Origin of the sequence: Oceanicoccus sp. KOV_DT_Chl, from assembly GCF_900120175.1 — a bacterium.
Taxonomy (GTDB): domain Bacteria; phylum Pseudomonadota; class Gammaproteobacteria; order Pseudomonadales; family Dasaniaceae; genus Oceanicoccus.
This window is the reverse complement of record NZ_FQLF01000002.1, coordinates 652,298-666,413: the sequence shown is the minus strand read 5'-3', so window position 1 is coordinate 666,413 and position 14,116 is coordinate 652,298. Positions and strand designations below refer to the sequence as shown.

Genomic DNA, 14,116 nt, shown 5'->3' with positions numbered 1-14,116 from the left:
TTAACCTCTTAGCATTGATAGCGGAATCGATCACCGCGAAAAACTGTGTGTGTATATTGCTCGACTCGTTTTGTCGCATCCAGATAAAGACTATCCATTGCCAGCATTGGTTTGCCTGTTCGTATATTTAATAGATTTGCCGATATTTTATTGGCGGCAACGGCTTCAATACTTTGTTGTACGGTGTTATCTGTAACCAGCTTGTTGTCTCTTAACAAGGTTAAAAGTCCGGTATTGGATTGGGATTCCAGCTGATTGGTCATAGCGATACGCCGTGGGATATGGGCCATATAGATTGCGGTTGGCTCATGGGCAATACTCAACAAGACGGTAGCTCGAAAATGCAGTTCATTGCTGGATAAATCAAACGCATTAATAACGGCTTGCGGAGAAGTAAGCCAGCTTCTTTCTTTAACTTCCCAGCGGTGTTTGTCACCTTGTTGGAAAAAATACTGATGCGCGGTAAAAGTAGATCGATTAATAACGGATTGAGATTTTACAAATGTCCCCCGGCCCTGCTGGCTTTCTACAATCCCGGCATTTTTTAATTCGTCCATGGCTTTAACAACGGTGATTCGGCTGACGTCATATTCACTCGTTAACAGTCGCTCAGAGGGTAGTGCCTGGCCCTCCCGAAATTCCCCCTTTTTGATACGCTTTTTCAGTGATTTAACTACCTGAAAATATCTTGGTATAGGGCTTTTTTTATTAATTGGATGATTCATTACTGTTATTGCATTCAATATCGGAAACGCGACCATAGCAAGGATATGTGGACATGTCCAATTTTAGTGCTGGACCAGCATTGTATGAATAGCGAAATTGGCATCCTAAGCTTAAGTTTAAGGCTCTGTTAAGAAATTTAAATTTTGTTAGGTTGCTGACAAATGTTGATCTGCATCAAAACTGTTATCAGGTGCTGTATTCATAATCGCTACAAATTGCTACTAACAACGTTGATACGTAGTGGTTTGCATCAAGTTCTAGTTAAAGGCGAATAAGAGGATAAAACATGTATATAAATTTTTGGTATGCAATGGCTTTGGCTGAAGATATCACGGCGGATAAGCCAGTAAAGGTTCGTCGCTTAATGCAGGACTTTGTGCTATTTCGCGATGAGCAAGGCGTGGTGCATTGCTTGCATGACGTGTGTACGCATCGCGGCGGATCGTTGGGAGAAGGGCGGATTCGCGAGGGGCGGGTTGAATGTCCATACCACGGCTGGCAATTTAACGGTGCGGGCGATTGTGAATATATTCCTTCGCTAGGTGTCGAAAATCAAAAAATCCCGAGCCGAACAAAAATTGATTCTTATCCGGTGCAGGAAAAATATGGCCTGGTGTTTGCGTTTTTGGGTGATCTACCTGAGGAAGAACGGCCACCATTGATGTCGCCGGATTGGAACCCACAAGATTATCAATATCCTAAAGAGGATTGGCGGGCGGTTGCAATGAGCTGGCCGATTAATGCCAATTATGAGCGCTGTGTCGAGAATGGTATTGACCCGTCGCATAATGAATATGTACACCGTGCCCACGGTTTTATGGGTAATCGGCAAGAGACCTATAAAGTTAATAAGTTAGAACCAGTAGAGCATGACTGGGGCAATGGTTTTTGGCATCGTTTTTATGCGCCAGCCAGTACTCACGATGTGATGTATAAAGGTGAAAGTGCTCGCGATGGCGAAGGCGATATGAATGTCAGTGCCGGTCATTCAGGGCCCAATTCAGTGTGGACATATATTCATATCACGCCAGAAAACTGGATGCATCAATATTTGTTTGAAACACCGGTGGATGAATCTCACACCACGGCTTTTAATATTTCAATCTGTAATTTCTTGCCAGAAGACGTCGCTGACGATGATGAAATCAAGGAGATGAATGCTTCTATTGCTGAAGAAGATGTAACCGTGTTGGAAGGGATAAAGCCGGTTAAAACGCCGAATGATATGACCAGCGAAGTGCTATTGCCTTCTGATAAGGCGATCTATGGCTATCGTCAGTTTATAAAGCAATGGGATGCTATGGGGTGGCGAATTGACACGGCAGCGATTAAGCGTGATGAGTTAGAAGTCGTTTATGCTATTCCATCACCGCGTCGCCGTACTGAAAAAGGTTGGGTGTTTGATCCTGTCCCTACTATTGCTGCGCCGGGTTTGGAATCGGTTAAAAAGGCCGGCTAAACAGTATCAGCTAATAGTGTTTTTAAGTTGTATTGCCCCGAGCGTGAGTTGCGAGCGGGGCTTTTTCGTTAGTTCCCCTGACCAATCGTAAAATTAAATCGCGACTTTCTGTACCGATAAGATTGCTGATCATTTCCCAAAGTATATCCACTTGTGGGTCAAAGATGGCAGCTCTATGGGCGCGGTCAAAAGCTGCGACAGTATCACAGTCATCAGTATTCACCTGAAATTCATCTGCCGGTCGCTTTGCCAGCGACAGCCAGTGATCCAGATACGCATCGATGGTCACTTGTGCATCAGGTAAATACTCTGGCGCACAATGATAGGATGCCATCCAGGGGTTGAGCAGGGCTTTCATTAATAAAGTCGCTTCACTAAAACGAAAGTCAGGGTTGTTATTGGCGGCATTAAAAGCGTTGCTGAGTGGTTGCATAACTGATTGGATATAAGCAATGTCGGTAGAGAATTCACGCTTGTGCAGTAAATCAATATGAAAAGCTGAGTCTTCAGTTTGTAATTCAGTATCAAAAGCCAGATGTGGGTAAAGGCTCCCTGGGCGAGTAAAGGCCATCACCATATAAGCATCCATTGCCATTTCATCGGCACGCAGATTCACTTCCACCACCTTATCGATAATGTTAGAGCCTTGGTAGACGCGAATGCTGCCAACCTCAATACCCGATTGGGGGTGCATCAGTATTGCATAGACGTTGCTGTTATTGTCAGTGTGGATTGGGGTAAGGGTTTCAAACTGCTGGATACGCTGGATTACATGGGCGGTGAGTTGACTGGCGGTATTCATGTTATAAGGTCTCTTGCTGGAATACGTCATTATTTGGGCTAAGGCTAACCTGAGTATTAAGCAAATGACAAGTGAGGTAGCAATCTTTGCTCTTTATTTACTATTATCCAAGGTTGTCTTCGACGTGAATACACTTGCTGTGCTGATTTTAGCTGTGCCCGTGAACGAATAACGCTGTTAGGCTATATTCAGCTTATTAATTCAATTTGGTTTAATCCCTGCCGATACATGAAGCAGGCTCATTTAGTTATTCTTCTATGTTGAGGGACAGTACGTGATTAATACATTAAGTATAAGAGTGAAACTGGTGGTTGGGACCATGCTGATTATGATCCTGGCAATCAGCTCGCTTATGTACCTTGGGGTTAGCAGCATGAAATCATCAAGTGTCGACGTGCAAGGTCTGGCTTCAGCGGAAATTAATCAGGCAATTCTGGTTGGATTGCAGCAAACAGCTAATAAAAGTTCGCAAATGGTTGAGGCCTATCTGAATTCATCAGCAGCCGTTGCGACTACGTTGGCAGAGGTACTGACCGTGAGTGCTAGTGCCAATGGTGGTAACCCGCTATCAAGGGAACGAGTAAAGGAATTGACTCGCGATTTTTTGGCAGCTAATCCGCAAATCAGTGCGATGTATAGTCAATTTGAAGTGAATGGTTATGATGGCAATGATAAAAACAATATAGATCAGGGGGATCATAGTACCCCAACCGGTACATTAGAGGTTTACTGGGTCAGAGACGCCGGTAAATTGGAATACTATCCAGTAGAAGATGCTGAGGAAAAATATTTATCTGAATTGGACGAATACGGACAAAGAGAGTCCGAATGGTATCTTTGTTCTTACGATGCCAAAAAAACCTGTACGCTCAATCCTTATTTGTACGAAATATCGCCTGGCAATGAAGTTCTGATGACCACTATTTCGGTTCCTGTTTTATCCGGTAATACCTTCCTTGGGCAAGTAGGGCTGGATATCAACCTGCCGGTACTGCAAAAAACGCTATTGGATATTGTGGCTGGCACTTCAGCAAAAGGTGTTGAAATGACTTTGCTAAGTGCTGAAGGTCGCATTATTGCCTCAACCAGTTACCCCGATAAATTACATTTGGCGTTAGCCGAAGTTGATCAGGAAATGGATAAAGTCTGGCGTGATCGGGAGGTTTCAAATAGTGATGACGCTCAATATTTAATAGCATTTAGTCGTGTGAATATTGAAGCGTCATCCACGCAGTGGGATTTATTAATTCGACAAGATAAGGCGGTCGCGTTGGCGGGGCTAAATGCAATGACCAACAAAATGGATGATCACATGAGTAATGCCCTGCAAAAAATGCAAATTGCAGGTGTGCTCATATTGGCGGTGTCAGTGATTATATTTTTATTGTTAGCCAAATCACTGGTTGACCCCATGGCACGTATGACGCAGCAGCTCAATGCGTTGGCTTCGGCCGATGGTGATTTGACCAAGACTTTAGAGATTGATAATCATAGGGAATTGATTGAAATGGGTAACAGTTTCAATCTTTTCACTGAAAAGTTAAAAGTAATGATTCGCTCTATCAAGTCACAGTCCACTTCCTTGAGTGAAGAGTTTATTCATTTGATGGAGTCTGCTTCAGCCACTCGTAAAGCCACAGATGACCAGAAAAGAGAAACTGACAGTGTGGCGGTGGCCGTTGAGGAATTATCAGCGACCAGCTCAGAAGTGGCGAGATTAGCGAGTGATGTGTCTGTTGCGGCTAATGAAGTTTCAGAGTTTGTTAGTAATACCCAGGAGGTATTTCAGCATGCCGTAAGAGACGTGGAATCTCTAGCGCAGCAGATGAATGAATCTACTGAGCAAATCCAGAGAGTTTCCGGGCAAAGTGAAAATATATACAGCATTTTGGTGTCAATTAGAGGTATTGCAGAACAGACTAATTTATTGGCTTTGAATGCGGCCATTGAAGCGGCCAGAGCTGGTGAACAAGGGCGAGGTTTTGCCGTTGTTGCCGATGAAGTTCGACATTTGGCGGCAAGAACGCAGGAGTCTACTGAAGAAATTAATGGCTTAATTGGTGCCTTGCAAAACGATGTTCGCAGCGCGGTAGAGCAAATCCAGTTGAGTCAGCAGCGAGCTGCTTCGACAGTGAATGACACCAAGGCCAGCCTTGAAAATCTATTACAAATTACCGGGCGAGTTAATGATATTACCGCCAGCGCTATTCAAGTAGCAACTGCAGCAGAGCAGCAAAGTGCGGTGAGTCATGATATTAGTAAGAATGTAACTTATATTGGTGATTCAGCAGTGTCGCTTAGTGATCAGGCAACTGATTTGGATAAAGTCAGTGATTCGCTGCGTATTATCGTGGCAAATCTGGATGCCGAGCTGAAGACGTTGAAGGTGGATTAGAGCTTACGCATTTTATTTCAGCACTATATTGACAATTGAAATAACGGTTACCAAAAAAAGCAGTGTAAAAACCACTCCAACAATGACGAATTGCAGTGGTTTGCCATGAGTAAAATCTCGCTGCTTTTTCTCTTTTGATTGCACGCCAAAGGCGGCGGCTAACACACTGCTGGCCACCTCAAGTAGCGTGAGTGGTTGGTCTTGTTCTTTATCATTTTTTCCCATTATCGATATCCTGAATGCGGTCTGTATCGTTAACACCAGCTAGCTTCGTGGCTCACGTGTTTTAGTATTTCTTCAATATTGGCGCTCAGTACTCGATAGCCAACATTGCCGAATAAAATTTGCCGCTCATTGTTCATGACGTAGGAGGGGCTGCCTCTTAAGTTTAATTGCTTGGCTCTTTGGTAGTCGCTCATTAAGGCCGCTATAGCCTGACCGTTTCTGATTATCGACAATATCGCGTTGCTATCGAGATTTTGCTGCTCAAGTAGTTTAACTAATTCATCTTGTTGGCTGATATCGATGGCATTGATAAAAAAAGCTTCTCTAAGGGATCGAGCATAGGCAATAGCTTCGAGTTCACTGTGAGCGATGCTTACTGCTTGAATAAAGAGGTGGGCACTGGCTGATGTGGTCGGGCGAACTGTATTCCAAATCTCGGGGTTAACAGGTGCCGTTTCAAACCCCTGTGCCGAGGTGAGTACATGCTCGGCAAATCCCGTATAAGTATTTCTTTGTTGCCATTGGGTGGTGATTTTTTGATTAACGTCGCCAAAAATATCCATATAGTGATGGCGAATATTAATCTGGTCTTTAAATTGTTTATTGAGTTCGTCTATCCGCCGTTGCGCGATCCAGGCCCAGATGCAGAGTACATCGCTGAAATAATCTATGACTAGCATTGCCGAAAGCTCCTTTGCTGTTTATTGATTCCAAGGCATTTTTGATAACACTAGCCCCATGCCGCAACTATCGGTGATACCGGCGAAAATTAACCCCAGGCCGACAGCGGCGGATAGTGCTAATAGCGAGGGGTTAAGCGTGATGCTCAAGACAACGCCGAGCACTACTAATGCACCTGCTGCAATCCGAACTTGACGTTCCAGCGATATGGTCGTGCCGTCACTGCTGTTAAGCACTACGTTGCTGCGCGCTATTTCGTTGATGCCGCCGGTGATAATGATTATCGGGTTATCCATATGGTCGCTTAGTTTTTCTTTGGCCAGTTGCGCTCTTTTTCCGGTGCCGCATAAGAGGTATAGGGTGGTGCCAGCGGCTGTTGATAGTAGCTCAGCGTAGGCATCAGCATGTAACTGGTCGAGTGGAAAATTTTTAGAGTTCGGCAGGTGCAGTGATTTAAATTCTGCCGGTGTCCGTACGTCGATAATCAAAGTATTTGCTAGAGGGTAAATATCTTCTAAAAAGGTGGTGGCATTGATGACGGCTTGTGACATGTGCTTTCTCACTATTAACTGCAGTAAATAGCCTGCAAAACTTCAATAACCCGGATGGCTTCGTCGCCATTGAGCTGATAATAAATAGTTTGTGATTCCCTTCGCGTTGTTACTAATTTAGCCTCGCGTAAAGCTGCCAAATGTTGTGAAAACGCAGACTGGCTCAGCGGTATGAGTTTGTTCAATTCGCCAACAGACATCTCGCCTTCTATCAGGGTGCATAAAATCATTAGGCGATTTACATTCGCTAATTGTTTTAATAAAGCGGCGGCATCTGCCGCATGCTTTTGCATATCGCTAGTATTTTTTGGCGTTTTTCTCACACTGCTAACTCTGTTGGTTGTGGAGGTGGTATTATATTAGTTTTACTAATAAATCAATATCTAATATTTCATCACGCATCCAGCTATCCTTGCGAGCTTCATTACTTTGCCACTAAAGCCATTACTCGCGAGGTTTCGACGGTATAAAAAACGCGGCTGCAATTAGCAAGCTGCCAATCAATGCCGCAGTAATAAATCCGCTGATTACCGGGAGTAATGATGCTGTTTTGTCATTGGCGGCTATGGTTATTTCGCCGCCCAGCAGGGGGTTAAAAGCTGCTGTGGTGGCAAGGGATTCAAAATTAAGTATAAAAATTCCAGCACCAACCAGTCCTCCCAGTACAAAAAATATAGCGTCTATTCTGCCGCTCCCGAGGGCTACTAAGCCTGTACCTGGGCAATACCCCGCAATTGCCCAGCCCGCGCCTAATAAGGCGCCGCCAATCAAAACGCCAGAATACATTTTTTTTACGCTTAAATGCGCGCTGGGTATTAGCTCTAACGCCAAGCCTGCGAAAAGTAGAATTGAGGATATACTGATGGCCAGTAAAATCGTTTTCATCAAACTAAGGTCAGTAAGCTGTAGCATGCCGTTAATTTTATCCGGGTCAGCTGCGCCGATCCGGTGTAAGACAAAGCCAAATAAGCTGCCGAAGATAATGGCGAGTATGAGTTCCATAGTAAATTCCTCTTTAGATGGTTGTTAAGTTAGCGTCGGCGATAAAGTGCAATAGACACTGGGATTGCGACTGCAAACGCGGCTAAGGTAAACAAATAGGCGCTGATAGAGGTTTGCATCATCCCACTCATCATGTGACCGCTGGTGCAGCCTCCGGCCAGCCGAGCGCCCCACAGTGCGAGTACCCCGCCAATAAAAGCCAGCGAGTAGCGTGAAACTTTACTGTTGCTGCCAAAGCGCGCCTGATGAAAATGCGGTATTTGTTGTCGAGGCGGGTTAGATTTTTTCAGGGTCAGGTGACTGAGCGTGCCGCCAAGCGCCATTGCTATGACAAATAACATGCCATAGTTCTGCGGTTTGGCCGCGGCTTGGGCATACTTGCCACCTGACTTATCAAGGTAGGGGTTGGAGCTGCTGTAACCTGTCTTGCTGTTGCTATCTTCCTGCACCAGTTGCGGGTAAAACCACGATGCAACAATGCCGTCCAGAATGACAAATTGAGTCGATACGCCTATGGGTTTGACGATTGCGACGGTTAATAAAAAGATGAGTCCCAGTAGTAACCCGCCAATTTTCCAATTTAAGTACATGTGAGCGCTCCTTGGTAGCTGATTAGTTATTGATATCTAAAGTAGGTAATCCAGTTCTGGTTACTTATTATATTAGTATTTATTAAATTAGATATGTCTAATTTAGATTTTTTTGATATAGATCAGTATTTGGCGGTGGGCTATCGGGTTTTTGGGTGGGCGTAAGCGTCGAGTTAAAGCGGTTTACTGATAACTCGGTAATAGTTGATCTGTATCAAGCGATGCTTCATCGGGGCTAATTACAATACAGGCCAACGTAAGCACCATGGCGACGGGCAATGAATCTTATCTTGCAGCAATTACAGTCGGATCACCGGCAACTGGTACGGGTTCTTTATCATTTGGAGCGTGAAGTGAAAGCTTATGCTGGTCTGTCACCAGCGAGCGCTGGAGTAGAGAAAATTCTGGATATTCTGGATTATATTCAGGTTTATCCAGAAATTTGGCACCACCCTGCCGAGGATATTATTTATCAGGTATTAGTGGCGCGAGAAGCCAAAGCGGCTGAGGCAGTTGCCGATATTATTGCTGAGCATGAAGTGCTGGAGTTGCTTACTGAGAATTTACTGGCTTATATCAATCAGCTGGTGTCTGCCGATACTGCCAATGTTGCTCATGTCCGAACCCGTTTTATTAAAGCTACAGGTGATTATATTAATCGCCAGCTACAGCATATGGAGCAAGAGCAGCGGCGTTTATTTCCGTTGATTGAGCAGTATGTTGATCAGCAGGATTGGGCTCAAATTAACGTGCAGCTAAAAAGTTTACAGCCGGTATCCGGAGAGTCCGGACTTGATATTTATCGTTCAAGGTATCAATCCATAGCCAGTAGCAGTGCAGTCACGGCTCATTGATTTCAGTTGCACCCCAATTTTAAACTGATATTGCTCTGATCGATGCTTTATCAGCTGATGTCTTAGGAATGTGATAATGAGTACAACGCCAGTGTCCGAGCCGATGGCCATTGATTCCAGGTCGGGCTCAGCTGCAATAATTGCGACTGAGCCAGCCGCGCAAAATAGTAATCATAGTTGCCGGGATGCTGACCTGATTAGTAAGTACGATGTGTCGGGGCCGAGATATACCTCTTATCCAACGGCTTTACAGTTTTCTGAAACATATACCGAAGCAACTTATAGACAGCAGGCACAGGTCAATTTGAAGCAGGGTATCGCGCCAGTATCACTGTATGTGCATGTGCCTTTTTGTCAGAATATTTGTTATTACTGTGCCTGCAATAAAATTGTTACGGCTGATCGTTCAGTAGCGCGTACCTATCTTGATTATTTGCATAAAGAAATCAGCTTGCAGTCTGAATTGGTCGGTAAGTATCGCCCGGTTACCCAATTGCATTTAGGGGGAGGTACACCGACTTTTTTTGATGGTGCTGAACTGACAGAATTGATGCATCTGTTGGCGAGTCATTACAACCTTAGCGATTCGGAGCAGCGGGAATATAGTATTGAAATCGATCCGCGCACGGTAACCCAGGATAGTCTGGCATTGCTCAAAGGGCTGGGGTTTAATCGGCTCAGTTTAGGGGTGCAGGATTTTGATGAGCAGGTGCAACGCGCGATTAATCGCCGCCAGTCAGTCGCTATGATCAAGACGCTGACCGAAACGGCACGATTATACCAGTTCAAGTCGGTTAGTTATGACCTGATCTATGGCTTACCCTTGCAGACCCCCGCTTCATTGGCGGAGACCCTGGCGACAGTTATTGATTTGTCACCTGATCGGATCGCTTTTTATAATTACGCCCATTTACCACAGCGATTCAGTTCGCAGCGCGCTATCGACCGGCTGGATTTGCCCTCGGCACAGCAAAAAATTGCCATGCTGGCATTGATTGCCGAACAATTGACGGCGGCAGGCTATCGGCATATCGGCATGGATCATTTTGTTAAACCGCAGGATGAGTTGGCGCGGGCACAGCAGGCGGGAAAGTTACAGCGTAATTTTCAGGGGTATTCAACATCCCTGGCGCAGGATCTGGTAGGTTTGGGGGTGTCATCGATTAGCTCTTTACACGCGAGTTATGCCCAAAATGAACGAGATTTAGACGCATATTACCAGCGCTTGGATCGAGGCGAGTTACCGATAAGCAAAGGTGTTGAGTTAACCGTGGATGATCAAATCCGGCGGCAGATCATTGTTCAGCTTATCTGTAATTTACAATTGAGTATTGCTTCAATTGAAAAACAGTTTGCTATTCATTTCTCCGAGTATTTTAGTCAGGAATTATTGGCCTTGCAGTTGATAGAAAATGATGGCTTGCTGTCTTGTGAGGGTGATAAGGTTATCATTCATGAGCGGGGTAGGCCGATGTTGCGAAACATCTGTATGTGCTTCGATCGTTATTTGCCGCAAGGGGCAACAGCATCGTTTTCACAGACCTTGTGATTATTCAGTAGCTGTATTCACGAGGTAGGGTGACGGCTTGGGTGGCATGGCGCTATCAATTCAAAGCGCAAGAGTGTGGTGAAGGTGAGAAAGCCAGGCCACAATTTTTTAGTAATAGGAGTTTTGGCCAATGGTTATTAGCAGTACCAGCACGCAGCTTGAAGATGCACAACACAGCTGTCCGCATAATAAGACCATTTCCTGTGGTAACTGCCGTTTAGGGGCTATTTGCCTACCGTTGGCGCTTGAGGATGATGATGTTGTTAAGCTCGATGAGATTGTACAGCGGGGGCGGCCACTGCAAAAAGGCGAGCACCTTTATCGTGAAAGCGACCCGTTTACTTCTGTTTACGCTGTGCGGTCCGGGGCCATTAAGGCCTACCGTTTAACCGGCGACGGTCAGGAGCAGGTCACAGGGTTTTATTTTCCGGGTGAAATTATTGGTATGGATGGCATTAGCAAAGATAAATATGCCAGTTCAGCAAAAGCATTGGAAACTTCTGCAGTCTGTGAAATACCCTTTAACCGGTTGGAGGAATTAAGTACGCAGCTGCCGACCATGCAGCGTCATTTTTTCCAGCTGATGAGTCAGGAGATCACCACGGATCAGCATTTAATTACGCTGCTAAGTAAAAATAGCGCAGAGGAGCGCATTGCTTCGTTATTGATCAGTATTTCCGCGCGTAATGCCCGCCGAAAATTATCCAAAACCAGTTTTCGCTTGCCGATGTCTCGCACCGATATCGGTAATTATTTAGGATTGACGGTAGAAACGGTGAGCCGGGTCATGAGCAGATTTAATAAGCAGGGCCTGGTGGACGTAGAAAGCAAGGAGATTACCTTGTTGGATTTGGATGGTTTGAAAGACATTGCCAATGTGAAAACAGACTTTTGAATCAGTGACTAGTATTAGCGTGAGCACATAAATTTTGTATGTTGCTATTTGTATAAGGTAGCAATAAGTTGATTAAACCTAATTGGTACCATTGTCTTTTCTTGGTAAAGAGTGTGCGTCTGGCACTCACACTATCAATTCAATCTATGACGAATATCGGGCAAAGTAATTTTCAATTCCGCTGCCTTGGCACTAGAATTGATTCAAGTCATGGCTGTTGTTCTGGCCATCATTAATACTATCCTCTTGTACAGAGTTTTTTATTTATTACGGGTTTTACTATGAGCCAACCCCTTGAACATCCTGTTTATAATTATCGAGTAGTCCGTCAATTTGCGGTGATGACCGTGGTGTGGGGGATTGTCGGCATGGGCGTCGGTGTATTGATTGCCGCGCAGCTGGTTTGGCCGGTGCTTAATTTTGATACGCCCTGGTTAACGTTCAGCCGGTTACGGCCATTACACACCAATGCGGTTATTTTTGCTTTTGGTGGTAGTGCCTTGTTTGCCTCATCACTTTATGTAGTACAGCGCACCTGCCAGGTGCGACTGATGTCGGATACTTTGGCATCATTTGTTTTTTGGGGTTGGCAGCTGGTTATTCTTGCTGCGGCTATTTCACTGCCTTTGGGTTATACCAGTTCCAAAGAATACGCTGAGCTTGAGTGGCCTATTGATATTCTTATTACGGTGGTGTGGGTGGCCTATGCAATACTCTTTCATGGCACTATTGCCCAGCGAAAGACCAGCCATATTTATGTTGCGAACTGGTTCTTTTCCGCGTTTATTGTCACAGTGGCTGTGTTGCATGTGGTGAATAGTGCTGCAATACCTGTGAGCTTTACTAAATCCTATTCAGCCTATGCTGGTGCTACCGACGCCATGATTCAGTGGTGGTATGGGCACAATGCTGTAGGCTTTTTCTTAACCGCCGGTTTTCTGGGCATTATGTATTACTTTGTGCCGAAGCAGGCTGAGCGACCAGTCTATTCTTATCGTTTGTCCATCGTTCACTTTTGGGCGCTGATTGCAATTTATATTTGGGCAGGCCCACACCATTTACATTACACAGCGTTGCCTGATTGGGCGCAAAGTTTGGGTATGGTGATGTCGTTAATCTTATTGGCGCCAAGTTGGGGGGCATGATTAACGGCATGATGACGCTCAGTGGTGCCTGGCATAAGTTGCGCACTGATCCGATATTGCGATTTTTAGTGGTGTCTTTGTCGTTCTACGGGATGTCGACGTTCGAAGGCCCGATGATGGCGATTAAAACCGTAAATGCCTTGTCGCATTACACCGATTGGACGATTGGTCATGTGCATTCCGGTGCCTTGGGTTGGGTAGCAATGGTGTCTATTGGTGCGATGTATCACTTGTTACCGATTATGTTTGGTAAAAAGAAAATGTACAGCGTGAGTTTGATAAACCTGCATTTTTGGTTGTCGACTATTGGTACGGTGTTGTATATCAGTTCAATGTGGGTGAACGGAATTTTACAGGGGTTGATGTGGCGTGCATACAACATTGACGGCACCTTGACTTACAGTTTTGTGCAATCTGTAGAGGCTAGTTATCCCGGTTATTTAGTACGTTTGATTGGTGGTGCCATGTTTTTTTCCGGTATGTTAGTGATGTTTTATAACATGTGGATGACGGCGCGTGCGGGTCAAACTGAAGTGGGTGAAGACAATGACGCGTCTAATGAATTAACTGCTGAAGCTCAAACGGCCTGACACCACATTGCTCAGGTTGAGGATTTTATATGAATCATGATTTTGTCGAAAAAAATATTGGGATGATGATAGTGCTGATTGTCGTGGCAATTAGCTTTGGTGGTCTGGTAGAAATTGTGCCCTTGTTTTTTCTTAAAGAAACCACCGAGCCCATTGATGGTTTGAAACCGTTAACCGCCGTTCAACTCGAAGGCCGTGATATCTATATTCGGGAAGGCTGTAACAACTGCCACTCGCAAATGATCCGGCCGTTACGGGCAGAGACTGAGCGCTATGGGCATTATTCCGTAGCCGGCGAGTCGGTTTATGATCATCCTTTTTTGTGGGGTTCCAAGCGAACCGGGCCCGATTTAGCTCGCGTTGGGACTCGTTACAGTGACGATTGGCATCGCGCACATTTGATGGATCCGCGTAGTGTTGTTCCTGAATCCAATATGCCGGCTTATCCCTGGTTGTTTGAAAATATTGTTGATGAGTCGGTTACCCCGAAGAAAATGCAAGCGCTACGGAAAGTTGGTGTGCCTTATACCGATGACGATATTGCGGGTGCCAGTAGTGCGGTCAAAGGCAAGACTGAAATTGAGGCGCTAGTGGCATATCTGCAAAATTTAGGCATCTTGTTGCAACATAAACGTTAATCAATATCGGTATA

The 14,116-nt window shown here is 45.1% G+C and carries 14 protein-coding genes and 1 pseudogene; 7 read left to right on the top strand and 8 right to left on the bottom strand.

The features are described from left to right. Positions 1-8: 8 nt before the first annotated feature. The gene (locus UNITIG_RS06795) at positions 9-725 is read right to left on the bottom strand and encodes a GntR family transcriptional regulator (protein ID WP_159931110.1); all 717 of its coding nucleotides are present in this window, start codon (positions 723-725) and stop codon (positions 9-11) included. Between the two features lie 287 nt (positions 726-1,012). On the opposite strand from UNITIG_RS06795, the gene UNITIG_RS06790 reads away from it, so the two are divergent. Beyond that, complete coding sequence (locus UNITIG_RS06790; RefSeq protein ID WP_101757701.1) at positions 1,013-2,185, top strand: aromatic ring-hydroxylating dioxygenase subunit alpha; 1,173 nt, start codon at positions 1,013-1,015, stop codon at positions 2,183-2,185. A gap of 22 nt (positions 2,186-2,207) precedes the next feature. Here the strand turns inward: UNITIG_RS06790 and UNITIG_RS06785 are convergent, their stop codons facing one another. Then, positions 2,208-2,987: a hypothetical protein gene (locus UNITIG_RS06785; RefSeq protein WP_101757700.1), complete on the bottom strand. Its 780-nt coding sequence runs from the start codon at positions 2,985-2,987 to the stop codon at positions 2,208-2,210. A 373-nt stretch (positions 2,988-3,360) separates the two neighbouring features. Here UNITIG_RS06785 and UNITIG_RS23050 point away from each other — a divergent pair, with 373 nt between their 5' ends. Next, positions 3,361-5,382, top strand: coding sequence for a methyl-accepting chemotaxis protein (locus UNITIG_RS23050; RefSeq protein WP_159931109.1), 2,022 nt, complete (start codon positions 3,361-3,363; stop codon positions 5,380-5,382). Positions 5,383-5,394: 12 nt separating this feature from the next. Here UNITIG_RS23050 and UNITIG_RS06775 read toward each other — a convergent pair whose 3' ends face one another. From UNITIG_RS06775 to UNITIG_RS06750, 6 genes are all read right to left on the bottom strand, one after another. Beyond that, positions 5,395-5,607, bottom strand: coding sequence for a DUF2970 domain-containing protein (locus UNITIG_RS06775; RefSeq protein WP_101757698.1), 213 nt, complete (start codon positions 5,605-5,607; stop codon positions 5,395-5,397). A gap of 29 nt (positions 5,608-5,636) precedes the next feature. Beyond that, positions 5,637-6,287 carry a DsbA family protein gene (locus UNITIG_RS06770; RefSeq protein WP_101757697.1) on the bottom strand — a complete coding sequence of 217 codons (651 nt, stop codon included), beginning with the start codon at positions 6,285-6,287 and terminating at the stop codon, positions 5,637-5,639. 21 nt (positions 6,288-6,308) lie between these two features. Continuing rightward, positions 6,309-6,839 carry a rhodanese-like domain-containing protein gene (locus UNITIG_RS06765; RefSeq protein ID WP_101757696.1) on the bottom strand — a complete coding sequence of 177 codons (531 nt, stop codon included), beginning with the start codon at positions 6,837-6,839 and terminating at the stop codon, positions 6,309-6,311. Between the two features lie 14 nt (positions 6,840-6,853). Beyond that, positions 6,854-7,132: a helix-turn-helix transcriptional regulator gene (locus UNITIG_RS06760; protein WP_101757695.1), complete on the bottom strand. Its 279-nt coding sequence runs from the start codon at positions 7,130-7,132 to the stop codon at positions 6,854-6,856. A gap of 151 nt (positions 7,133-7,283) precedes the next feature. Beyond that, on the bottom strand, positions 7,284-7,841 hold the full coding sequence (locus UNITIG_RS06755) for a DUF6691 family protein (RefSeq protein WP_101757694.1): 558 nt from the start codon (positions 7,839-7,841) through the stop codon (positions 7,284-7,286). A 29-nt stretch (positions 7,842-7,870) separates the two neighbouring features. Beyond that, positions 7,871-8,431 carry a YeeE/YedE family protein gene (locus tag UNITIG_RS06750; RefSeq protein ID WP_101757693.1) on the bottom strand — a complete coding sequence of 187 codons (561 nt, stop codon included), beginning with the start codon at positions 8,429-8,431 and terminating at the stop codon, positions 7,871-7,873. Positions 8,432-8,709: 278 nt separating this feature from the next. On the opposite strand from UNITIG_RS06750, the gene UNITIG_RS06745 reads away from it, so the two are divergent. The 5 genes and pseudogenes from UNITIG_RS06745 to ccoO all read left to right on the top strand — a co-directional run bounded on the left by UNITIG_RS06745 (position 8,710) and on the right by ccoO (position 14,102). Then, entirely contained in the window at positions 8,710-9,285 is a 576-nt protein-coding gene (locus tag UNITIG_RS06745) for a hemerythrin domain-containing protein (protein WP_101757692.1), read from the top strand. A 76-nt stretch (positions 9,286-9,361) separates the two neighbouring features. Beyond that, positions 9,362-10,834: an oxygen-independent coproporphyrinogen III oxidase gene (gene hemN / locus UNITIG_RS06740; RefSeq protein WP_235015296.1), complete on the top strand. Its 1,473-nt coding sequence runs from the start codon at positions 9,362-9,364 to the stop codon at positions 10,832-10,834. A gap of 130 nt (positions 10,835-10,964) precedes the next feature. Further along, complete coding sequence (gene fnr / locus UNITIG_RS06735) at positions 10,965-11,729, top strand: fumarate/nitrate reduction transcriptional regulator Fnr (RefSeq protein WP_101757691.1); 765 nt, start codon at positions 10,965-10,967, stop codon at positions 11,727-11,729. Positions 11,730-12,010: 281 nt separating this feature from the next. Further along, positions 12,011-13,464, top strand: a pseudogene (ccoN, locus tag UNITIG_RS06730) (cytochrome-c oxidase, cbb3-type subunit I). Positions 13,465-13,493: 29 nt separating this feature from the next. Then, positions 13,494-14,102, top strand: coding sequence for a cytochrome-c oxidase, cbb3-type subunit II (gene ccoO / locus UNITIG_RS06725; RefSeq protein WP_101757690.1), 609 nt, complete (start codon positions 13,494-13,496; stop codon positions 14,100-14,102). Positions 14,103-14,116: the final 14 nt, after the last annotated feature.

Bases quoted from the DNA above. Each gene is read 5' to 3' on its own strand.
- UNITIG_RS06795 (WP_159931110.1), bottom strand. From the start codon at position 725: ATGAATCATCCAATTAATAAAAAAAGCCCTATACCAAGATATTTTCAG.
- UNITIG_RS06790 (WP_101757701.1), top strand. From the start codon at position 1,013: ATGTATATAAATTTTTGGTATGCAATGGCTTTGGCTGAAGATATCACG.
- UNITIG_RS06785 (WP_101757700.1), bottom strand. From the start codon at position 2,987: ATGAATACCGCCAGTCAACTCACCGCCCATGTAATCCAGCGTATCCAG.
- UNITIG_RS23050 (WP_159931109.1), top strand. From the start codon at position 3,361: ATGAAATCATCAAGTGTCGACGTGCAAGGTCTGGCTTCAGCGGAAATT.
- UNITIG_RS06775 (WP_101757698.1), bottom strand. From the start codon at position 5,607: ATGGGAAAAAATGATAAAGAACAAGACCAACCACTCACGCTACTTGAG.
- UNITIG_RS06770 (WP_101757697.1), bottom strand. From the start codon at position 6,287: ATGCTAGTCATAGATTATTTCAGCGATGTACTCTGCATCTGGGCCTGG.
- UNITIG_RS06765 (WP_101757696.1), bottom strand. From the start codon at position 6,839: ATGTCACAAGCCGTCATCAATGCCACCACCTTTTTAGAAGATATTTAC.
- UNITIG_RS06760 (WP_101757695.1), bottom strand. From the start codon at position 7,132: ATGCAAAAGCATGCGGCAGATGCCGCCGCTTTATTAAAACAATTAGCG.
- UNITIG_RS06755 (WP_101757694.1), bottom strand. From the start codon at position 7,841: ATGGAACTCATACTCGCCATTATCTTCGGCAGCTTATTTGGCTTTGTC.
- UNITIG_RS06750 (WP_101757693.1), bottom strand. From the start codon at position 8,431: ATGTACTTAAATTGGAAAATTGGCGGGTTACTACTGGGACTCATCTTT.
- UNITIG_RS06745 (WP_101757692.1), top strand. From the start codon at position 8,710: ATGAATCTTATCTTGCAGCAATTACAGTCGGATCACCGGCAACTGGTA.
- hemN (WP_235015296.1), top strand. From the start codon at position 9,362: ATGAGTACAACGCCAGTGTCCGAGCCGATGGCCATTGATTCCAGGTCG.
- fnr (WP_101757691.1), top strand. From the start codon at position 10,965: ATGGTTATTAGCAGTACCAGCACGCAGCTTGAAGATGCACAACACAGC.
- ccoO (WP_101757690.1), top strand. From the start codon at position 13,494: ATGAATCATGATTTTGTCGAAAAAAATATTGGGATGATGATAGTGCTG.